The following is a 22,260-nucleotide window of genomic DNA, read 5'->3' as shown; positions in this document are numbered from 1 at the left end:
CCATGAACGCGCTGGGCCAATTCTTTTTGCTCAGCGCCGAGGCGTTGGTGGCAGCGGTGCGCGGACCCTGGGCCTGGCGTGAAGTTCTCGAGCAGATTTGGTTCGTCGCCCGAGTTTCTATTTTTCCGACCATCATGTTGTCGATCCCGTACACGGTGCTCATCGTGTTCGTGCTCAATATCTTGCTTGTGGAGATCGGTGCGGGTGATCTCTCGGGCGCCGGTGCGGGCCTGGCCTCGGTAACCCAGGTCGGGCCGGTCGTCACTGCGATGGTCGTCTCGGGCGCCGGGTCGACCGCCATGTGCGCAGACCTGGGCGCACGGACCATCCGCGAGGAAATCGACGCGATGAAGGTGATCGGCGTGAATCCGGTTCAGGCGCTGGTGGTCCCGCGCATCATCGCCGCCACTTTCGTCGCGGTTCTGCTGTACTCCGTGGTCGCGGTGACCGGGTTGGTCGGCAGCTACATCTTTGTCGTCTACGTTCAGCACGTCACGCCCGGCGCCTTTGTTGCTGGGATGACACTGGTCACCGGGTTGCCGCAGGTGGTGATCTCGCTGATCAAGGCAACCCTGTTCGGATTGTCCGCGGGCCTGATCGCCTGCTACAAGGGCTTGTCGGTGGGCGGTGGCCCGACCGGCGTCGGTAACGCGGTTAACGAGACCGTGGTCTTCTCGTTCATGGCCTTGTTCTTCATCAACATTCTCACCACCGCGCTCGGTGTGAAGGTGACGGCCAAATGACCGATGCCGCGCGCGAGCCGTCCTGGTTCGTCACCCTCGGTCCCCGGCTCACGGATTCCACTCGCAAGCTGGGTGAGCAGACCGCCTTCTACGGGCAGTCCTTAGCAGCCATCGTTGATGCGGTACGGCGTTACCCGGGAGAACTGCTGCGCCTGATAGCCGAGATGGGCATGGGCACTGGCGCTTTGGCCGTCATCGGCGGCACGGTGGGCATCATCGGCTTCTTGACTTTGACCACCGGTGCCTTGGTCGCGGTGCAGGGCTACGACACGCTGTCCAACGTCGGCGTCGAGGCACTCACCGGCTTTCTGTCGGCGTTCTTGAACGTCCGGATGATCGCGCCCTGCACGGCCGGCTTGGCGCTGGCGGCCACGATCGGTGCGGGTGCGACGGCGCAACTGGGTGCGATGCGCATCAATGAGGAGATCGACGCGTTGGAGGTCATGGGGATCCGCGCGGTCACCTACCTGGCGTCGACCCGGATCATTGCCGGCATCCTGGTCGTCATCCCGCTCTATGCCGTCGCAGTCCTGGCGTCGTTCATCGCGGCGAAAATGCTCACGATCTATGTCTACGGCCAGTCACGAGGCGTCTACGAGCACTACTTCTCCACGTTCCTGCATCCCAACGATTTGTTGTGGTCGTTTTTGTCAGCGCTGACCATGGCAGCGGGCGTGATGGTCGTGCATACCTACTACGGTTTCACCGCGACGGGTGGTCCAGCCGGCGTGGGCGAGGCGGTCGGGCGCTCGGTACGGTCATCGATGATCGTCACGGCATTTGTGTGCCTGATGATTTCGCTGTCCGTCTACGGCCAATCCGGCAACTTCAACCTGTCGGGATAACCATATGAGTAATCACCGGGACGGCGGGCCATCGCAGCGAAACCGAGCCCGCCATAGCAAGATCGATCCAATCTGGTGGGCGCCAACGCTGTTCATCCTGGTTGGCGGCCTGATCGCGATGACGGCGGGGGCGTTTTCCGGCGAATTCCAGACCTTCGTTCCGCTCACACTGGTGTCGGACCGGGCAGGCCTGGTGATGGAAGATGGGGCCAAGGTCAAACTGCGCGGCGTCCAGGTCGGCCAGGTCGCGTTGATCGGCACCGATGTGAAGACCGCTCGGCTGCAACTGAAGATACAACCGGACGCCTTCAAGTATCTGCCGAGCAACCTCGAAGCCGAGATCAAGTCGACCACCGCATTCGGATCCAAATATGTCGATCTGATCGTTCCCGACCATGCCAGCACCACATCCCTGAAGCCCGGCGCGACACTGCATTCCCGCAACGTCACCGTGGAGGTCAACACGGTTTTCCAGAATCTGCAGTCGGTAGTCCAGGCACTAGACCCGGCAAAGCTGAACGCCATCTTGTCGGCATTTGCGCAATCGGTGCGTGGTAAGGGCGATCGGATCGGGCAAGCAATCACCGATGCCAATAACGTGCTTCTTACCGTCAATCCTCGGATGGATACGATCGATAAAGACTGGCGGCTGTTCGGCAAGACCACCGCCATCTATTCGGATGCGGCACAGAACATTCTGTCGATCCTGGATTCGGCGACGACGACCAGCGCGACCATCACGGACGACCAGCGTTCGCTGGACTCGCTCTTGCTGTCGGCGATCGGCTTCAGCCAGACCGGCATCAACGTGATCGGCCGCAACGAATCGAATATCGTGCGGTCCATGAACCTGCTCGACCCGACCATGGCGCTGTTACAGAAGTACTCACCGACCTACACGTGCCTTTTCCAGGGTGCCCAGTGGTATGTTGACCACGGTGGCCGAGATGCCTTGGGCGGCAACGGATATTCGGTAATCCTGGACGCTGCGCTGCTTTTCGGTGACGACCCTTACCGGTTCCCGAAACACCTGCCCAAGGTCAACGCCACCGGCGGCCCTGGCGGCAGACCGAGCTGCGGTTCGCTGCCCGATCCCAGTGCGAACTTCCCAGTGCGTGCGCTGGTGACCGATACCGGATGGGGGGCGGCCCCCAACGAGATCCGCACCAATGTGGCCGCGGGTAATCCGTGGTGGGCCAACTGGTTCCCGACCACCAAGAACCCTCCGGAAGCGCCACGCTACTTCTGGCGTGGGGGGCAGCCGCCGCCATGAGAAAGAAGCTATCCAGCATCATCTTGCGGGTCGCGATCTTCACCGCGGTCTGCCTGCTGTTCACCTTTGCGCTCGTCGCAGTCTTCGGGCAGTTGCGCTTCGAGGACCGCACCGGCTATCGCGCGATCTTCACCAACATCTCTGGTTTGAAGTCCGGCAACTTCGTGCGCATCGCCGGGGTGGAAGTCGGCAAGGTCGGCGACCTGAGCCTGCACCATGACGGCACGGTCACCGTCGGATTCGAAGTGGACAAGGGCGTGCGCCTCAGTGAGGGCACCAGGGCGGTCGTGCGCTACGAAAACTTGATCGGTGACCGCTATCTCGCGCTCGAAGAGGGTCCCGGGACGCCGCGGCGGTTGCCCCAGGGCGCGACCATTCCGCTGGCACGTACGTCGCCCGCACTCGACCTCGACGCACTGATCGGGGGCTTTCGCCCCTTGTTCCGCGCATTGGATCCCGATCAGGTCAACGCCCTGTCCGGTCAACTGTTGCGGATATTCCAGGGGCAGGGCGGGACGCTTTCGTCGGTGTTGTCGCAAACCTCGATACTGACCTCGACCTTGGCCGGGCGCAGCGAGCTGATCGGCCAACTGATCACCAACCTGAACACCGTGCTGCACACCTTCGCCACACGCGACCGTGAGTTCTCCGAAGCTGTGGACAAGTTGGCCCAGTTGGTGGACGGGCTGGCGCAGCGCAGGAACGACATCTCCACCGGCCTCGCCTACATCAATGCGGCCGCCGGCTCGATCACCGACCTGCTCGCCCAGTCCCGCCAGCCGATCAAAGATGTTGTGCACGAGACGGATCGCGTGTCCGGGCAAGTGCTCTCCGACAGAGAATACGTCGACAAACTTCTCACCGACCTCCCGGACATCTATCAGGTGCTCGCTCGGCAGGGCCTCAACGGCGATTACTTCGGCTTCTATTTCTGCGAGGTATTGCTCAAGCTGAACGGTAAAGGGGGCAACCCGATCTTCGTCAAACTGTTGGGCCAGCCCAGTGGGCGGTGCACACCGAAATGAGGTTGAAACTACCCAAGGTCAAATCGGCCGACCGGCGAAGCCCGTTCATGTTGGGCGTGATGGGAACCGTCATCCTGGCCTGCGTGACCGTCGTCGCCTTTCAGTACAACAAACTGCCGTTCATCAAGAACACCGACGACTACGCGGCCTACTTCGCCGAGGCCGGCGGCATCAAACCGGGTAATACCGTCCGGGTTTCGGGCATGGGCGTGGGGCGGGTCTCCGACCTTCGCCTGGAGGGAACCAAGGTTCGCGTGGGCTTCACCGTGCGCAAGGGCGTCGAGCTGGGCGACCGCACGGAGGCGGCGATCAAGACCGAGACGATTCTGGGCGCCAAGATGCTCGAGCTGACTCCGCGCGGCAACGGGCAACTTTCGGGCACCATTCCACTGGAACGCACCACCTCGCCCTATGAGCTGCCCGACGCTCTGGGTGATTTGACGACCACCATCAGCGGCCTGGATACCGCCCAATTGTCGACGGCTCTCACGACATTGGCGAACACCCTCAAAGCGACACCTACCGATGTGAGGCCCGCGCTGGAGGGGGTCGCACGGTTCTCCGACACCCTGAACGGTCGTGACGCGCAGTTACGCAACCTGCTGGGCAATGCCAACAAGGTGTCGACGGTGCTGGGTAAGCGCAGCCAGCAGATCGCCGGACTGGTGGCGAACTCCAATGCACTGCTGGCCGCGCTGCTCGATGAGCGGGATTCGCTGGATGCGCTGATGAACAACCTGACCGCGGTGTCGCATCAGATCTCCGGTCTGGTCAACGACAACAGGACCCAGCTCAAGCCCGCCCTCGACAAGCTCAACGGGGTGCTGGAGATTCTGGACAACCGCAAGGAAGACATTCAGAAAACCCTGCCCAAGTTCAAGCGGTACGCGATGTCCTTCGGCGAATGCCTGGGCTCTGGGCCATTTTTCAAGGCCTACGTCGCCAACCTGGTTCCCGGTCAAATCGGTGGCCCGGTGCTCGACGCCGACATGTATGACCGGTTCTTGGACCCCAACCAGAAGCTGCCGTCCGAGGCAGTGGACCCGCCCACCGGCACCCCGCCCGTGCCGCCGGAGAACGCGCCGGTGCCGTTGTGGTCTCAGCCGCCGTCGCCGCCACCGTCGACGCCACCCATTCGGACCATCCCTCCGCCCTCGCCGCACGATTTCGATTCGCCATGAAAGTGAGTCGAGGCACCCTGCGCAAAGCGACCGCCGCCAGCCTGATCCTGACACTGGCCGTGGCGTCGTTCCTGGTCGGCAACAAACTGTGGAAGGACGTCGAAAAGAACACCTACTCGGCGTATTTCACCGAGGCCAATGGCCTGTTCGTCGGTGACGAGATCCGGATCCTCGGCGTCGCCGTCGGCGTTGTCGACAAGATCGAGCCCCAGCCCGCCAGCTCAAAGGTGACTTTCTCGGTCGACAAGCAGTATTCGATCCCGGCCGACGCCCGTGCCGCGATCCTGTCGCCGTCGTTGGTGACCTCGCGGGCAATCCAACTCGTTCCGGCGTATTCGGGCGGCCCCAAGTTGAGCGCGGGCGCGTCGATTCCACTGAGCCGCACCGCGGTTCCGGTCGAATGGGACGACTTCCGTAAGCAGCTGGAGAAGCTGACCGATGCTCTGCAGCCGACCAGCCCCGGCGGCGTCAACTCCGTCGGCGAGTTCATCGACTCGGCGGCGGACAATGTGCGCGGCCAGGGAGACACCGCCCACGACACCGTGATCAAGCTTTCCGAAGCGATTTCAGCGCTCGGCGATCACGCCGACGACATCTTCAGCACGGTGCGTAATCTGCAGCTGCTGGTGTCCGCGCTGTATTCCAGCAGCGATCTGCTGGCGTCGTTCAACCGGAATCTGGCCGGCGTGACGACGCTGCTGTCGAACACTCCCAACGAAGTCGGCAATGCGCTGAAGTCCCTGGATGGGGCTCTCACGGATGTGCGTGATTTCCTCGCCGAGAACCGCGAGGCCGCGGGTGTCACGTTCGACCGATTGGGTTCCATCACGACGGCGCTCAACGACAGCCGCGGTGATATCAAGCAGATCCTGCACATCGCCCCTACGGTGTTCCAGAACTTTCTGAACATCTACCAGCCGGCGCAGAGCGCGATGACGGGCATCCTGGCACTGAACAACTTCGCCGACATTCCGCAGTTCATCTGCAGCTCGATCGAGGCGGCGTCGCGGGCGCGCCTGGCCCGGGTGTCGAAGCTGTGCTTGCAGTACCTCAACCCGATCATCAAAAGCCGTATCTACAACTACATTCCGGCGGGAATCAACCCGTTTGTCGGGACGCAGGCGAGGCCCAGCGAGATCACCTATAGCGAAGACTGGTTGCGGCCGGGGTACACGCCGCCACCGCCGCCAGAAGCGCCTCCGCCGCCGGACGGTCTCCCGCCGACGCCTGCCGAGCCGCCAGCGCCTGCGGTGCAGCCGGCGCCTGCCGACCAGCCGCAACCCGCCGAGGCGCCGCCTGCGCCGACCGCGACGACCAACTCGATTCAGGTGCTGCAGGATCTGATGCTTCCGACAGGACCGTCATGAGACGCGCGGTGGCGGCAATTCTCGGATTGGTGTGCATCGCTACCGTTTCGGCGTGTGACTGGCGCGGCCTGAATTCGTTCCGCCTGCCCGGCACCGCGGGTGGCGGGCCGGGTTCCTACACGATTCAGGCGCAGATGCCCGATGTCGTCACCATCCAGGAGAACACGAGAGTTCGGGTTGACGACGTCAACGTCGGCAACGTCACCAAGATCGAACTGCAAGATTGGCATGCGCTCGTCACCATGCGAATCGACGGCGATGTCCACCTGCCCGCCAATTCGACCGCCAAGCTCGGGCAAACGAGCCTGCTCGGTTCGATGCACATCGAACTTGCGCCACCCAAAGATGAGCCGCCGGTCGGCCGACTCAAAGCGGGCTCGGTCATCCCGTTGTCGCGCGCGAGCCTGTATCCCACCACCGAGCAGACCCTGGCCTCGGTGTCGATCTTGCTCAACGGCGGGGGAATCGGTCAGCTGCAGGAGATCACCCAGGCGGTCGCCAAAGCATTCGCCGGCCGAGAGAACGACATGCGCAGCCTGCTGACCCAGATCGACGAGTTCATCGCCCGCACCAACGATCAGACCGACGACATCATCGCCGCCGCTGAAAATCTCAACGCCCTGGCGGGCCAGGTCGCCGCCGGCGATACGGTCGTCGACAAAGCGCTGACGTCGGTGCCCAAAGCCCTGGACGTCTTGGCCAAAGAGCGCACCAAGATCGCCGACACGATCGATCAGGTCGGCAAATTCAGCGCGATCGCCGCCGACACGATCCACCAGAGTAGGGAATCTCTGGTGAACAACCTGCGCAACATCGCACCGGTGCTGCGCTCGCTCGCCGACGCCGGGCCCTCGCTCACTAAGGGTCTGGACGGACTGGCGACCTACCCGTGGCCGGCATCCACCGTGCGGAATTGGTTCCGCGGTGATTACGCCAACCTCACCCTGATCGTGGATCTGACGTTGAGCCGCATCGACCAGGGACTGTTCACCGGCTCGCGATGGGAAGGTAACCTCACCCAACTCGAACTGCAGTGGGGCCGCACCATCGGGATGCAGCCGAGCCCGGTCACCGGGGGAAACCCGCTGACCTATCCGTACCATTTCGGGGGATACTGAATGCTTCGGTTGAATCGCCGGACGTGGATCCAGCTGTCGATCCTGACTCTGGTGACCGTTGTTGCCTGTGGCGCAATGGCGTTCAACTTCATGAAGCTGCCCGCCACGCTGTTCGGGGTCGGGGAGTACAGAATCACGGTCGATCTGCCGCAATCGGGCGGGCTCTACCAGACCTCTGTCGTCACCTACCGCGGTACCGACGTGGGCCAGGTCAAGTCGGTCGGCGTCACCGCCACCGGCGTGCGCGCAGTGCTCGCCATGAGATCCGGAGTCAAGGTGCCGTCCGACGTGCAGGCGTCGGTGCACAGCCGATCGGCGATCGGCGAGCAGTACATCGAACTGACCCCGCTGCCCGGCAACGACGGCAAACCTTCCCGGATGCTGCGCGATGGCGACGTCATCACCGCGGGCCATGTCGATGTGCCCGTCGACATCGGGCACCTGCTCGACATGACAAACCGTGCACTGCAAGCGATTCCACGTGACAACTTGCGCACGGTGATCGACGAGACCAATCGGGCGGTCGGCGGCCTCGGACCGGAGCTGTCCCGTATCGTCGACGGGTCGACCGCGCTGGCCATCGCGGGCGGCAAGACCATCGACCCGCTGGCCACCCTCATCGATCAGTCGCCGCCGGTACTCAACTCACAGGTGCAGACATCGAGTGCGATCGCTACGTGGGCCGGCCGCACCGCGGCCATCATGGCGCAGTTCAAGGCGGAGGATGCCGCAGTGCGAGATCTGTTGACGCAGGGCACTTCCGGCATCGAGGAAGGCCGCGCGATACTGGACCGGGTGGCGCCGGCGTTGCCGGTGCTGTTCGCCAATCTGGTAAGCCTCGGTGACATCGCCGTGGTCTACCGCCACGACATCGAACAACTCCTGGTGCTGCTCCCGCAGGGCATCGCGGCCATGGCGGCCATCATCGTGCCGAGTTCGAATACGAAGCAGGAGTACCGGGGCGCCCAGTTGGACTTCAACCTCAACCTCAACCTGCCGCCGCCGTGCACTACCGGCTACCTGCCGCCGCAGCAGCGCCGCTCACCGGCCAGCGTTGATGCGCCGGATCGGCCGGCTGCGGACCTGTTCTGCCGGGTGCCGCAAGACTCGGAGTTCAATGTCCGTGGCGTGCGCAATATCCCGTGTGAGAGCAAGCCGTGGAAGCGGGCGCCCACCGTCGAACTGTGCGAAAGCGATGAGGAGTACGTGCCGCTCAACGACGGTTACAACTGGAAAGGCGACCCGAACGCCACCTACTCGGGTCAGGGCGTGCCGCTCTACCCGCCGGGGCAGGATCCGCGATTGCCACCGCCGCGCGGCACCGCTCCGGCGCCGGTCGCGCCACCCCCGCCGCCCGCGGTCGCGACCTACGACCCGGCCACCGGCGACTACACCGGGCCCGACGGCCGCCGCTATACCCAATCGGACCTCGCCCACCCGCGTGCCAAGAACTGGCAACAACTACTTGTCCCGCAACCCTGAGAGTCTGAAGGAGCACAATGGCGGACGAACCTGATACCCCGACGACGGAGGAAAGCGTCGACCAGTCAACGGAACTCGACGGGGCCGAGGACGTCGACGCGGCCGCGCCGGAACCGGCCGGGGCCGAGGAGGACCAGGCCGAGGACGGCGATGGTGGTGTGAGTCCATCCACCGGCCGACTCGCGCGGTGGCGCCGGATTGCCCAACGGCGGCGGCTCTCGCGGACCGCATCGGCCTTGGTGGCCGGCGGCCTCATCGTGGCCACTTTGGCTGGATTGACGGGTTGGCTCGGATACCGCGCCTACCAAAAGCACGACGGCCAGGCCCGGCAGAACTTGTACGTTGCGACGGCCCGTCAGAGCGCGGTGAACCTCACCACGATCGACTACACCCGGGTCGACGCCGACGTACAACGGATCCTGGATTTGGCCACCGGCGCATTCCGGGACGACTTCGAGCAGCGCTCCAAGCCGTTCATGGAGGTTGTCAAGGCGGCGCAGTCGAAATCGGAAGGGACGGTCACCGATGCCGGACTGGAATCTCAGCGCGGTGACTCCGCGCAGGTCTTGGTGGCGGTGGCGGTGAAATCGCGCACCGCCGCAGGCGAAGAGGCGCCGCGCGAATGGCGCATGCGGATCGAGGTCCGCTCGGTCGGCGACGACGCCAAGGTCTCCAACGTGGTGTTCGTGCCATGACGACATTGAAGGAGGACGGGAAAGTCGACACCACCGACGAGGAACGGGACTCGCCGGAATCGCAGCCCACCGAATCGTCCGCCGACGTACGCCCGGCGGCGAAGCGGGCACGGCGCCCCATCGTGTGGTCACGGTTGTTGGCCTACGGGATATTGCCGGCGTTCGCATTGGCGTTGGCGCTCGGCGCGGGTTACCTGAAGTGGTCGGCGGGGGCAGCCGACAGCCTCGCGCTGGCCCGAGCAGAATCGGTGCAGGCCGCGCGCGAAGACGCGGTCGCCTTATTGACGTATCACGCCGACACGGTGGACAAGGACCTCGCCGCGGCCCGTGAACGGCTGACTGGTGAGTTCAAGGATGCCTACGCCGAGCTGACACGCCAGGTCGTCGTGCCCGGTGCCAAAGAGAAGCACATCTCGTCGGTGGCCAAAGCCAATGCGGCAGGCTCTGTTTCGGCGACCGCGAGCCATGCCGTGGCCCTGGTATATCTCGACCAGACGGTGACCATCGGCGGAGGCGCCCCCACGGACACCCAACCCGTCGTTCGGGTGACCCTGGACAAGGTCAATGGCCGGTGGCTGGTGTCGCGCTTCGACCCCGTGTAATCCGAGGAACCGCCATGGAAGTATCGGTCCGCCGTTGCGCTCGCGTGCTGCCGGCCGGCGTTGTGTTGTTCGGCACAGCCGTTTTGGCGGCTCCCGTCGCGCAGGCCGACAACAAGCGGCTCAACAGCGCGGTCGTCTCCGCCGTCTATACCCTGCAGCACCAGGCGGGCTGCACTAACGACGTCATCAGAAACAACGCGCTCACGCTGGCCGCCGAGTGGCATGCCGAGGACATGATCAACAACCGAAACATCAACGACGACACAGGCTCCGACGGTTCATCACCGCAAGACCGCGCCAACGCCGCCGGCTTTCGCGGCAGGGCCGCCGAGACGGTGGCCATCAACCCGGCCATCGCCATCAGCAGCCTGGAACTGGTCAACCAGTGGTACTACAACCCGGACGACATGGCGATCATCCGCGATTGCGCCAACACCACCATCGGCGTGTGGTCGGACAACAGCATCGACCGCACCGTGGTGGTGGCGGTGTACGGGCAGCCGGACCCGCCCAAACGCTAGACGATTCGACCCGGCCGGCTTAGGAGGAACGTTCGAATGATCTTCACACAGCACTATTTGCAGTGCCTGTCGCAAGCCTCCTACTTGATAGGGGACAAAACCACGGGTCGTGCGGTTGTCGTCGATCCGCGGCGCGATGTGGGTATCTATCTCGAGGAAGCAGAGGAAAACGGCCTCCGCATCGAACGGGTCATTGAGACACATATCCACGCCGACTTCCTCAGTGGTCACCTGGAATTAGCGGAGGCTACCGGGGCGGTGATCTCGTACGGCGAACAGGCCGGCGTTGAATTCGCGATCGAGCCGCTGCGCGATGGACAGCGACTATCGCTGGGCGAGGTGACCTTCGAGATACTGTCCACGCCTGGCCACACACCGGAATCGATATGCATTGTGGTCTACGAGCATCCCGGGGACGGGGTGCCCTACGGCGTGCTCACCGGTGACACGCTCTTCGTCGGAGACGTTGGGCGGCCTGATCTTTGCTCATCCTCGGGTATCAGCGCGAAAGAACTTGCGGCGCAACTGTACGAATCGCTGCACGACAAACTCTTGACGTTGCCTGACGCGACGCGAGTCTTTCCGGCGCACGGCGCCGGATCATCGTGCGGCAAAAACCTGTCAAGCGATACCAGCTCGACTATCGGCGAGCAAAGGAAAAACAACTACGCGTTGACGAAGTCGGATGTGCACTCCTTCATTGCTGCGGTTACCGAGGGCCAGTCGGTGCAGCCTCCCTACTTCAAGTTCGACTCCAAACGCAATGCTGAGGCGCACCCACTGCTCGACGAGGAGGCCCCGCCCCTGCTGGGCGTCGACGCGGTGCTGCAGCGCGCCGAAGACGGTGCCGTTCTGCTGGACACCCGCGACCCGGGCGATCACGCCGCGGGCCATCTGCGCGGAGCGGTCAACATCAGTCTGCACGGACGGTTCGCCGAGTGGGCCGGCAATGTGTTGTCACCGGAGCGCGACATCGTGCTGGTCGGCGACCCGGCGCATGCGCGTGAATCCAAGATCCGGCTCGCTCGCGTCGGATTCGATCGAGTCATCGGCCAGCTGCGCGACCTCGCAGAGGTCGTCACCCGTCGACAAGATCTTGTCGAGTCTGCTTCTCGGCTGAGTGTCCACCAACTGGCCGGCTTGCGCGATATCGAGCACCGATTGCAGGTTGTGGACGTGCGGGGACCGGGAGAAGTCGAGGAGGGCATCATCCCCGGCGCCAGGCTGATCCCCTTGCCGACCCTGACCGCGTCACTGTCTGAAATCGACCAGACCGCTCCCGTCGCCCTCTACTGCGCCAGCGGTGTCCGCTCCATGGTCGCCGCCAGTGTGCTGCGGGCATCGGGTTTCCATGACGTGTCGGACGTCCTCGGGGGATACGGGGCCTGGAAGGACGCCGAGATGCCAGTGGCCGGCGACGACGAGGTCGACAGCATCGCGGATACGGGGTAGACCGTCGTTGCCGCGGTGCTGCTAGCTCGCTCTTTCCCGAAAGACCGCCTCTTTGAGGTCAGACAGGATCGCCTCGGCGTCCGACCTCGCACCCCGGTTGTAGGGCAACTTCGACAGTGCCGTCGCCATCGGGCAGGTGTCGGAGATGGCGGCGTAGCTGAGCCCGGCGCCGATTCCGGCGGCCAGCCATTTCAGTCGCGGCACGGCGACGCTGCCCACCACTGCGGAGAGCACCACCGACCCCGCGAACAAGCGGACCTGACGCTCGAGGTCCCATCGCTGGGCGCCGCGATCGACCGAGAAGCCTTGCCCCTCCCAGTCAAGGATTCCCTTCTCCAACACGCGACCGCCGGTCAAACCCGCATTGCGCAAAAGCTTTTGGGCTTTGATGGAGCGTTGTCCCGAACGGCATACCAGGACGGCGTCCGGATCACCCCCTAAAAGCTGGGCAATCTCACGGGAGTGTTCATCCAGAACGTCAAGAGGCACATTGTGGGACCCGGATATGTGTGACGTTTCGAACTCCGCCGGTGTTCGTACGTCGATGATACGCAGAGCGGTAACAGATTCGAGCTGCTTGTACAGCTCGGCCGACGTGATGGCGTCGGCGGCCGGTGCACTCATGGTTTCCTCCCGTTGTGGACGCCTCTCTAGTCACTACCCTCCACCGTGGTGCTGACATGCCTTTTCAATCACCGTGAACCTGAGTGATGTTTAGTTTCACGGCGTTGTCGTAGTCGTCGTCGATCAGCACGACGCGGCGCCGGAGTCGGTCGAGCAAAGCCGCGGCGATCGACGCCCGGTATCCGCTGGCGCAGTGGATCCATAGCTCACCGTCCTCGGAGAGTTCGCCGAGGCGTTTCGGTAGCTCGTGCAGCGCGATGTTGACCGCATCGCGCACGTGGCCGCTGTCGAATTCGCGTGACTGACGAACGTCGACGACGGTGACCGTGCCGGCACCGAGCGCATCGGCGAGGTCCTCGAAGGACGCGACCCGGTAACTGCTGAGCGTGGCCCCGTCGGCCAGCGCACGTATATCGTCGGTGGCGCTGCCGGTGAGGCGATCGATGCCGATGCGGGCGAGTTCACGCTGAGCGTCGGCGACCTGCTGGGTGTCCTCACCGATCAATGTCAGGGGTGCGCCCCAGCTGTACAGCCACCCGAGGTAGTTCACGAAGGACCCCGACAGCTCGAATCCATAGGTGCCGTGCAGGTGCCCGGCTGCGAACGCCGTTCGGTTCCGAAGGTCGACCACCCACTCGCCGGCGTCGATCCGGTGGCGAAGCTCCTGCGCGTCTACCGGTTTGGGCGGGCTCAGGTCCGCGGCTTCGGGGCCGGCCCTGTTGATGACGCCCATGTGTGCGTAGTAGGCGGGAAACGCGGCGAGTCCGGCCAGAAGCTCGTCGACGTATTCCTGTTCGTCCTGCGTCAGCGCCGGGTTGCTGCGACGTTGTTCGCCGATGGTGGAGGCGTCACCGTCGGGCGGCGTGGCCGAACAGAAACTGCCGAATCCGTGGGTGGGATAGATCGCGGTCTCCGAAGGCAGCTCATCGGCGAGGCGCCGGACCGAATGATATTGCAGGCGAGTCAATTCCTCGGTGTGGTCGTCACCGACCAGGTCCGTTCTGCCAGTGCTGCCGAACAGCAGCGACCCGCCGGTGAAGACGCCGACGGTGTCCCCGGAATCCTCGTGCAGCACATAGCTGACGTGATGGTGGGTGTGTCCGGGTGTGAGCAATACTTCCAGATGGATTCCGCCGGTGTCGATTCGGCCGCCATCCTCAGCCGCGTGGTGATCAAAGTCGACGTCTTCCCCTGCGGGAACGATGTATTGGGCGCCGGTCGCTTTGGCCAGTGCCAGCCCGCCGGTGACGTAATCGCTGTGGATGTGGGTTTCGAGCACGTGGGTGATGCGCAGGTCTTCTGTCAGCTCAAGCACCCGATCGATGTCTCGTTGCGGATCGACGACGACGGCGACCTCACCGTCGCTGATGAGATAGCTGCGGTCGCCCAAACCCGAAGTTTCGATGATCGTGACGTTCACCACGGTTTTCAAACCTTTTGATCGGCCCGCGTCAGCGGGGCGGCGGCTCGCGTTGTTCTTCGGCTCATGGCAATCGACATGTTTTCTGATACCCGGAACGGGGATTGCTGCCACCCACCGAGCAGGTGACAACCGCGGCGGGAATACACGTCAAGCACCGCTCGGCGCGTCAGCGGGCGGGTCTGCGCAGCTTGGCGCCCGCAAGCGTTTGCGGGTGACGGAGGTCAACGATTTTCAACCTCGGTGATTTTTGCGTCGGCCCGCGCCGCGCGGCAAAGTCGTGAATTGATTCGAGGCAGCGCGCTACCCGTTGGTGAGCAATTCGGCCGTCTCGCAGACGCACACGTGGGCGCCGTGTCGCCAGGGGCCGAACTGGGTACCGCGCCTACGCAGCAGATGCTGCCAGTAGACCTTGTCGCGTTGAGCTTGCGAGAACGCGAAGTCCAGGTTGACGGGCAACCCGGCCCAGTCGACCTGGTCGTTCACCGCTTCGTCGCCGTTCCGCAGCCGACATTGCAGCGGGCAGCCGTTCTTGAAGACCCGATCGGGTCCATCACACTCCCGAGCCACGATGACGTCACTCCTTCAGGTGCGCGACCTAGTGAGTGCATCGTGCGACGGCCACGTTTCGGCCGCGGGTGTGCGATGTTTCCGCTGTGTTACGGCTTCGGCGCCGGATCGGCGCTAGTAGACGTCGCGGTGGTAGCGCTTGTCGGCGCTCAAGGATTGGACGTACTCCTTCGCCGCCTCCGGGCCGAGCTTGCCGAATTCGGCGGCGATCTCGCACAGCGCCTGGTCGACGTCCTTGGCCATCGGGTCGGCGGTGCCGCAGACGTACAGCTGGGCGCCGCCCTGCAGCCAGCCCCACAGCTGCGCGCCACGTTTGCGCATCAGGTGCTGCACGTAGACCTTCTGCTGCTGGTCGCGGGAGAACGCCAGGTCCAGTTCGGTGAGAAACCCGTCGTCGCGCATCTGCTCGAGTTCGTCGCGGTAGTAGAAGTCGGTGGCGGCGTGCTGTTCACCGAAGAACAGCCAGTTGGGTCCGGTGTGGCCGAGCGCGCGTCGCTCTTGCAGAAAACCGCGGAAGGGGGCGATACCGGTCCCGGGGCCGATCATGATCATCGGCGTGTCCGAGTCGCTCGGAGGCCGGAAACTACTCGACTGCTGCAGATAGACGGCGACTGGATCGCCGGGGGAGCGGTCGGCCAGGTAGGTCGAACACACCCCGCGGCGCGGCACGCCCTGGAAGTTGAAGCGCACGGGGGAGACCGTCAGGTGGACTTCCCCCGGGCACGCCTTGGGGCTCGACGAGATCGAGTACAGCCGCGGCTGTAGGCGTTTGAGGACCCGCAGCCACTCGTGGGCCGAGGCGGCGACCGGCAGCTTGGACAGCAGGTCGATGGACTGGCGGCCCCACGTCCAATCCGCCAGTGCGCGTTTGTTTTCCGGCTTGAGCAGCCCCGCGAGGGTGGCGTCACCGGTGCGCTCCTGCACGAACCGCACCAGGTCCCGGCTGATGTGGGCGATCTCGATGCGCTCGGTGAGCGCGGAGCGCAGCGACATCAGACCGTGCTCGCCGACCTCGACCGGGGTCTGCCCGTCCAGTCCGGTGACCGAAAGCCAGTCATCGACCAACGCGTCGCTGTTGCGCGGCCACACGCCGAGCGCGTCCCCGGCCTGGTAGGCCACGTATTCTTCCGGCATGTCGAACACCAAGTGCCGCACGTCTTTTGCCGACGCCGGCCGGCTCAGCACGGTGTTGCGGACCATGTCGGTGATCAGTGGGTGCTTTTTGCTGTAGGCCGGCGCGTTCGGATCAGGCGGCACCGCGACCGCGGAAGCGCGAGCCGGTGCCGTCGTGGCCCGGTCTGCGCCGACGGGCGCGGGAGTGCGAGCGAGGGTGGCGATGACGTCGCCCACCCACCTCGCGGCGGCGTCGTCGTAGTCGGGTTCGCAGTCCACCCGCTCGGCGATGCGGGTCGCCCCCAGTTCGGCGAGGCGCGCGTCCAGTTTGCGGCCGTGACCGCAGAAATCGTCGTAGCTGGAGTCGCCCAGAGCCAGCACGGCATAGCGGGTCCCGGTCAGTCGTGGCGCACCCTCGGACGTCAGCGCCCGCCAGAAGCCGGCGCCGTTGTCGGGCGCTTCGCCGTCACCGGTGGTGCTGGTGACGAACAACACTTCCCGCGCCGACGGCAATTCGGCCTGCGGGAACTCGTCCATGCCGTGCACCGTGACGGGAAGTTGGGCCGCGCCCAATCGCGCGGCGATCTCGGTGGCGAGCTCTTCTGCATTCCCGGTCTGTGATGCCCACAGCACGGCGATCGGAGCGCGCTCGGCCGCGGGCTCGGCATCGGCGGGTGGCTGCGGGGCGGATTGCGACACGCCTGGCAGCGCCGTCGGCGAAGGACCGTCGACGCGCGAGAACAGCCCCGCCAGCAGGCCGTCCACCCACAGCCGGGCGCCGGAATCGAACGGCGCGCTCACCGGCAGGGTGGGCACCCCGCCGGACCGGCGGCCCGCGTCGGAGCGCAGTCCGGACAACATGCCGGACAGGTACGAGCGGTGTAGCTCGTTGAACTCCGGCTTGGGTTGTGTTGTCACGCCCAGCAATTCGCCGAGTGCGTCGACTCGTGACACGCTGATTTCTGGTACCTCCGTGGGCGCCGGTTCTGGTGTGTCGGTGAGGGCGGGCGCCTCGGCTCCCGAATCGGGTTGCGAGACGGTGACCTTCGTCAGGGTGACGGCGCACGCCTTGAATTCCGGTTGGCTGGAGATCGGATCGACGGCATCGTTGGTGACGGCGTTGATCGACAGGTATTCGCCGAAGGCGTCATTCCAGTGGAACGGCGCGAAGCAGTTCCCGGGCCGCACCCGGTCACTGATGACGGCGGGCAGCACGGCACGGCCTCGGCGGGAAGCGATTTCGATCTGATCATCGTCGGCGACGTGCAGGCGGGCGGCGTCGCCGGGGTGGATCTCGACGAATGGGCCGGGATTGAGCTTGTTGAGTGTGGCGACCTTGCCGGTCTTGGTCATGGTGTGCCATTGGTGTGGCAACCGGCCGGTGTTGAGCACGAACGGGTAGTCGTCGTCGGGCATTTCCTCGGGCGACAGGTGCGGGCGGGCGAAGAACACCGCGCGGCCCGTCGCCGTGGGGAAGGCCAACCGCGGCACGCTGCCGTCCTCGCGGACCAATTGCGCCTGGCTGACACCGTCGTTGAGGTAGCGGATGGGGTTACGGTCGCCCCCGGCCTCCGTGGGGCAGGGCCATTGCAGGGGGCCCCGACGCAACCGCTGATAGCTGACCCCACGCAGGTCATAACCGGTCTTCGGGTTCCAGAACCGCTTGATTTCCTCGAAGACCTCTTCGGCGCAGCTGTAGCTGAACGCCTCGGAAAAGCCCATCTCGCAGGCGATCCGGGCGATGATCTGCCAGTCGGGCAGCGCCTGGCCAGGCGCCTCGACCGCGGGCCGGAACAACGTCATGTTGCGCTCGGAATTGACCATGACCCCTTCGGACTCCGTCCACAGGGTCGCGGGCAGCAACGCGTCGGCATATTCGTTGGTCTCGGTCTCGAGGAAGGCGTCCTGGGCCATCACCCATTCGGCGCGCTCCAATCCGGCCAGCACCGTCTTCCGATTAGCAACCGAGGCAACGGGATTGGTGCAGACTATCCAGCACGCCTTGATCTGGCCGCCGGCCATCCGGGAGAACATGTCGATGGTGCCACCACCGACGTCGGTGCGCAGCGTCCCGTGGGGGATGCCCCACAGGTTTTCGACGAACTCGCGGTCATCGTCGGATGCCACGGACCGCTGACCCGGCAATCCCGGTCCCATGTAACCCATCTCGCGACCACCCATCGCATTGGGTTGCCCGGTGAGCGAGAACGGGCCGCTGCCCGGCTTGCAGATGGTGCCGGTGGCCAGGTGCAGGTTGCAGATGGCGTTGGTGTTCCAGGTGCCGTGGGTGCTCTGATTGAGGCCCATCGTCCAGCAGCTCATGAAATTCTTTGCCGCGCCGATTATTTGGGCCGCCGCGCGGAGGTCCGCTACCGCGATACCGGTCACCGCGCTGACCATGTCGGGGGTGTACTGCTCCAGAAACCCGGGCATCACCTCCCACCCCTCGGTGAACTCGGCGATGAAATCGGGTGCGGTGTGGCCGTTCTCGACGATCAGGTGCAGCAACCCGTTGAGCAGCGCCAGATCCGATCCCGGCGCGATCTGCAGGAACAGATCGGCCTTGTCGGCGGTCGCGGTGCGGCGCGGGTCGACGACGATCAGCTTTGCGCCGGCCTTGACCCGGTCCATCATCCGCAGGAACAGGATGGGGTGACAGTCGGCCATGTTGGCGCCGATGACGAAGAAGACGTCGGCATGGTCGAAGTCCTGGTACGACCCCGGCGGTCCGTCCGCGCCCAGGGAGAGCTTGTAACCGGAACCCGCGCTGGCCATGCACAGTCGCGAGTTCGACTCGATCTGGTTGGTGCCGATGAAGCCCTTGGTCAGCTTGTTCGCCAGGTACTGCGCCTCGATGGACAGCTGGCCGGACACATACATCGCGAAAGCATCCGCACCATGCTCATCGATGATTGCGCGTAACCGCTTCCCGCACTGCGCGATCGCCCGGTCCATCTCGATGGACTCGAGTGGTTCGCCGCGCTCGGCCCGCGCGTGCGCCGAAACCATCCGCCCCGGCGCGGCGAGCATGTCGGCGGTGGTGGCGCCCTTGGTGCACAGTCGGCCAAAATTGGCCGGATGTTCCTTGTTGCCAACCGACTTGGCGACGTGATCGCGCCCCGTCTCGGGATCCGTTGCGACCTGCAGCACCATGCCGCAACCGACGCCGCAATACGCGCACAGGGTGTTCACGGCGTTCTCAGGCGCCATCGAAGCCTTGGCCGCCTCCCTGGCCACGCTCACGTCCCTCCGTCGAGTGCCGCACGGGTTAGCTCCGCGCCGGGTGAGTTCATTGTGGGGCAGGCATGTTTCGGCATCGCTGCCCGAAATTTCCCGCGGTTTACCACTTCCTCTCAACGGCCGATACGCCGGTGTGAAATCGCCGGGTGAATTCATGCCTTGAGATGGCGTTACCGCAGGTCACCGTTGACCATCCGCCCGACTCGAGGCTACGCAATGGGCCGCTGGAAACGCCGCCGCGAACGGGGTTTTTGACCAAACCGGTGGGACATTCACAGTCTTCGCTAAGCTCACCGCGTGAGTCGGCTGATTGTGATCTTGCTGGTTTTGCTGGCCGCCGCCTGCGGCGGTAAGCCGAGCTCACCGCCGCAGGCCCGGCCGGACACCTGCAAGGATTCCGACGGGCCCGCGGCCGCCACCGTGAGCCGGGCCATCGCCGCCGTCCCCGTCGCCGTGCCCGGAACCAACTGGGTCGAGATGGGCCGGGGGCACACCCGAAACTGCCGGTTGTACTGGGTGCAGATCATCCCGACGATCGCTGACGAGGCCACCCCGCAACAACTGCTCTTCTTCGATCACAACACGCCGCTCGGTAGCCCCACCGCGAACCCGAAGCCGTATATAACCGTGCTACCGCCCTCGGATGACACCGTCACCGTGCAATACCAGTGGCAGAAGGGAAAGGATCAGCTGTGCTGTCCCAGCGGAATCGGAACGGTGAAGTTCCGGATCGGCGCCGATGGCAGGCTGCAACCATTGAGCAAGATTCCGAATCAATAGCATTTCACGCAAATCATCACCAATGACGTTGTGTGACAAGTCCTACGCCACCACCGGCACCGAGACGCCGGCGTTTTGGGCGATCACGATCTCCTGCGTCGCCGCGACGTTCCTGACCTGGGCGAGGTATGTGCGGCCGCGGCACTGCGCCCGGCCACCGGCGCGGGAGGCCCACGAGGCGACCGTGGGGCAGTGCGTCAGCTCGTGAGGGCTTCGGCGGCCCCGGAGGAGGTGTCCGACAAGTTCTCCGGGTGCAGCATCTCGGCGTACCGTAGCCGCTCCGGCACCCCGAAACCGTCGACCAGTGTCTCGGCGTGCGGACGCAACGCGCGGCACCGGTCGTTGATGCCGCGGGTGACCGCCTTGGCGCGCTCGGTGGACAGGGAACGGTGCTCGATGTACCAGGCCTTGTCGTCTTCGATCACCGACAGCGCGTACAGGTCGCACAGGATGCCGAGCAGTTCGCGGGCCTTCTCGTCGGGGCACGCGTCGATTCCGGCCACGAACGCCTCCAGCACCACGCGGTCGATGTGGGCGCCGGCCGCGTGCAGCACGTGGTCCTGCACCGAGTTGAAGGCGTCGAATTCGGACATCTCTTTGGATTTCGCCTGCAGGCGGCGCGCCACCGACGCCAGCAGATATTCCTCGCGGTCCTCGAACATCTTGATCTGGGTGCCGCGGTTGAACAGGCTGCCCTCTTCCTCGCTGTCCTGGCGGGCATCCACGATGGTTTGGATAATCGCTTCGGCCGCAGTGCGTTTCACGACGCGCTCGCCAACGGTGTTGGCGGCGAAGCGCACCCATTCGACCGGGCTCATGCTGCGGATGTCATCGGCGTAGGCCGTCAGCAGCTCCTTGGCCACCAGCTGCGTCAGCACATGGTTGTCACCCTCGAACGTGGTGAACACGTCGGTATCGCCGCGCAGCCCGATCAGCCGGTTCTCGGCCATGTAGCCCGCGCCCCCGCACGCCTCACGGGACTCCTGGATCGCGCGGGTGGCGTGCCACGTGTTGGCCGCCTTGAGCCCGGCGGCCCGCGCTTCGAGTTCACGCTGCTCGTCGGCGTCGGGCGCGTCCGCGCTCTGCACGTCGTGACACTTGCCCACCAGCTCGTTCTGCGCGAACTGCAGCGCGTAGGACTTCGCGATCAACGGGAACAGGCGCCGCTGGTGCACCAGGTAATCCATGATCAGCACCTCCGAACCGTCATCGGGTGCGCTGAACTGCCTGCGCTGCAACGCATATCGCGTGGCGATATCCAGCGCCACGCGGCCTGCGGCACCGGCGCTGCCGCCCACGGTGATCCGGCCGCGGACCAGGGTGCCCAGCATGGTGAAAAACCGGCGGTTCGGGTTGTCGATCGGCGAGCTGTAGGTGCCGTCGGCTGCCACGTCGCCGTACTTGTTCAGCAGGTTGACCCGCGGGACGCGGACGTGGTCGAACACGATGCGGCCGTTGTCGACGCCGGGCAGCCCGCCCTTGTACTCGCAGTCCGAGGTGGTGACCCCGGGCAGGTCGTTGCCGTCCTCGTCCCGGATCGGCACCAGCACGCAGTGCACGCCGTGGTTGACCGGCTTGCCGTCCTCGCTGGTGATCAGTTGCGCGAAAACCGCTGCCATGCTTGCGGTTTCGGCGGCGCCACCGATGTAATCCTTGCGGGCCGACGGGGTGGGGGAGTCGATGACGAACTCTTCGGTGTCAGGGTCGTAGGTCGCGGTGGTCTCCAGCGACTGCACATCGCTGCCGTGTCCCGTCTCGGTCATCGCGAAACAGCCGCGCAACTCCAGGCTGATGATCTCGGGCACGTAGGTCTCGTGGTGGCGCTCCGTGCCCAGGTTCTCCACGGCGCCGCCGAACAACCCCCACTGCACGCCGGCCTTCACCATCAGCGACAGGTCCGACATGGCCAGCATCTCGATCATCGTGATCGCCGCGCCGACGTCGCCGGTGCCGCCGTGGTCCTTCTTGAAGCTGTCGGCAGCCGCACCGAACGCCGCCATGATTCTCAGCTGCTCCGCCACCTTGGTGCGGGCGATCACGGTGTTGGGTGTGTAGTGCGGGCGGAACAGATCCTCGGTGAGTGTGTCGCGCATCCGGTTTCTGACATCGCGCCAACGTCCGTCCAAGGCGTTGCGCAGGTGCTCGGCAGTGCTAATCGTTTCAGGCGCCATAAGCCCGACAGTAGTGGGCGGTTCGCGTCGCGGGAACA

19 protein-coding genes are annotated in these 22,260 nt (G+C 64.8%); 14 read left to right on the top strand and 5 right to left on the bottom strand.

The genetic code is table 11. The features are described from left to right. Positions 1-2 precede the first annotated feature (2 nt). From OQ789_RS10425 to OQ789_RS10370, 12 genes are read left to right on the top strand one after another with little or no spacing between them, the layout of a single operon-like run. The gene (locus OQ789_RS10425; protein WP_324685506.1) at positions 3-743 is read left to right on the top strand and encodes an ABC transporter permease; all 741 of its coding nucleotides are present in this window, start codon (positions 3-5) and stop codon (positions 741-743) included. Beyond that, entirely contained in the window at positions 740-1,588 is an 849-nt protein-coding gene (locus tag OQ789_RS10420; RefSeq protein ID WP_324685504.1) for an ABC transporter permease, read from the top strand. The genes OQ789_RS10425 and OQ789_RS10420 overlap by 4 nt, the downstream gene beginning before the upstream one ends. Positions 1,589-1,592: 4 nt before the next feature. Continuing rightward, the gene (locus OQ789_RS10415; RefSeq protein ID WP_324685502.1) at positions 1,593-2,861 is read left to right on the top strand and encodes an MCE family protein; all 1,269 of its coding nucleotides are present in this window, start codon (positions 1,593-1,595) and stop codon (positions 2,859-2,861) included. Next, entirely contained in the window at positions 2,858-3,886 is a 1,029-nt protein-coding gene (locus tag OQ789_RS10410) for an MCE family protein (RefSeq protein WP_324685500.1), read from the top strand. The genes OQ789_RS10415 and OQ789_RS10410 overlap by 4 nt, the downstream gene beginning before the upstream one ends. Next, positions 3,883-5,067, top strand: a complete 1,185-nt coding sequence (locus OQ789_RS10405; protein WP_324685498.1) for an MCE family protein — start codon at positions 3,883-3,885, stop codon at positions 5,065-5,067. Before OQ789_RS10410 ends, OQ789_RS10405 begins: the two co-directional genes overlap by 4 nt. After that, positions 5,064-6,434, top strand: a complete 1,371-nt coding sequence (locus tag OQ789_RS10400; RefSeq protein ID WP_324685497.1) for an MCE family protein — start codon at positions 5,064-5,066, stop codon at positions 6,432-6,434. Before OQ789_RS10405 ends, OQ789_RS10400 begins: the two co-directional genes overlap by 4 nt. Further along, complete coding sequence (locus OQ789_RS10395; protein WP_324685495.1) at positions 6,431-7,552, top strand: MCE family protein; 1,122 nt, start codon at positions 6,431-6,433, stop codon at positions 7,550-7,552. The genes OQ789_RS10400 and OQ789_RS10395 overlap by 4 nt, the downstream gene beginning before the upstream one ends. Next, positions 7,553-9,034 carry an MlaD family protein gene (locus tag OQ789_RS10390; RefSeq protein WP_324685493.1) on the top strand — a complete coding sequence of 494 codons (1,482 nt, stop codon included), beginning with the start codon at positions 7,553-7,555 and terminating at the stop codon, positions 9,032-9,034. A gap of 17 nt (positions 9,035-9,051) precedes the next feature. Then, a complete protein-coding gene (locus OQ789_RS10385) occupies positions 9,052-9,729 on the top strand; it encodes an Mce protein (RefSeq protein WP_324685491.1) in 678 nt (225 codons plus the stop codon). After that, the gene (locus OQ789_RS10380) at positions 9,726-10,331 is read left to right on the top strand and encodes a hypothetical protein (RefSeq protein ID WP_324685489.1); all 606 of its coding nucleotides are present in this window, start codon (positions 9,726-9,728) and stop codon (positions 10,329-10,331) included. Before OQ789_RS10385 ends, OQ789_RS10380 begins: the two co-directional genes overlap by 4 nt. 14 nt (positions 10,332-10,345) lie before the next feature. Further along, complete coding sequence (locus OQ789_RS10375) at positions 10,346-10,852, top strand: CAP domain-containing protein (RefSeq protein ID WP_324685488.1); 507 nt, start codon at positions 10,346-10,348, stop codon at positions 10,850-10,852. Between the two features lie 36 nt (positions 10,853-10,888). Next, the gene (locus tag OQ789_RS10370) at positions 10,889-12,304 is read left to right on the top strand and encodes an MBL fold metallo-hydrolase (protein ID WP_324685487.1); all 1,416 of its coding nucleotides are present in this window, start codon (positions 10,889-10,891) and stop codon (positions 12,302-12,304) included. Between the two features lie 21 nt (positions 12,305-12,325). On the opposite strand, the gene OQ789_RS10365 is transcribed toward OQ789_RS10370, so the two are convergent. The 4 genes from OQ789_RS10365 to OQ789_RS10350 form a co-directional block, all read right to left on the bottom strand. Further along, positions 12,326-12,928: a rhodanese-like domain-containing protein gene (locus OQ789_RS10365; protein WP_324685486.1), complete on the bottom strand. Its 603-nt coding sequence runs from the start codon at positions 12,926-12,928 to the stop codon at positions 12,326-12,328. Between the two features lie 64 nt (positions 12,929-12,992). Further along, positions 12,993-14,348, bottom strand: coding sequence for an MBL fold metallo-hydrolase (locus OQ789_RS10360; protein ID WP_324685773.1), 1,356 nt, complete (start codon positions 14,346-14,348; stop codon positions 12,993-12,995). Between the two features lie 303 nt (positions 14,349-14,651). Beyond that, positions 14,652-14,918 (bottom strand): hypothetical protein, encoded by a 267-nt coding sequence (locus OQ789_RS10355; protein WP_324685485.1) that lies wholly within the window; start codon positions 14,916-14,918, stop codon positions 14,652-14,654. Positions 14,919-15,032: 114 nt separating this feature from the next. After that, entirely contained in the window at positions 15,033-19,241 is a 4,209-nt protein-coding gene (locus OQ789_RS10350; RefSeq protein ID WP_324685772.1) for a bifunctional nitrate reductase/sulfite reductase flavoprotein subunit alpha, read from the bottom strand. 348 nt (positions 19,242-19,589) lie between these two features. Between OQ789_RS10350 and OQ789_RS10345 the strand changes: the two genes are divergently transcribed. After that, on the top strand, positions 19,590-20,051 hold the full coding sequence (locus OQ789_RS10345) for an LppP/LprE family lipoprotein (RefSeq protein ID WP_420716096.1): 462 nt from the start codon (positions 19,590-19,592) through the stop codon (positions 20,049-20,051). Between the two features lie 22 nt (positions 20,052-20,073). Next, entirely contained in the window at positions 20,074-20,259 is a 186-nt protein-coding gene (locus OQ789_RS10340) for a hypothetical protein (protein WP_420716084.1), read from the top strand. On the opposite strand, the gene OQ789_RS10335 is transcribed toward OQ789_RS10340, so the two are convergent. Beyond that, positions 20,249-22,222 carry an acyl-CoA dehydrogenase gene (locus tag OQ789_RS10335; protein WP_324685483.1) on the bottom strand — a complete coding sequence of 658 codons (1,974 nt, stop codon included), beginning with the start codon at positions 22,220-22,222 and terminating at the stop codon, positions 20,249-20,251. The two genes, OQ789_RS10340 and OQ789_RS10335, sit on opposite strands and share 11 nt — an antisense overlap. Between the last annotated feature and the right edge of the window lie 38 nt (positions 22,223-22,260).

This window comes from Mycobacterium sp. 94-17 (assembly GCF_035617725.1).
Taxonomy (GTDB): Bacteria; Actinomycetota; Actinomycetes; order Mycobacteriales; family Mycobacteriaceae; genus Mycobacterium.
Note: the sequence above shows the minus strand (reverse complement) of the source record. Positions and strands in the feature narration are given on the sequence as shown.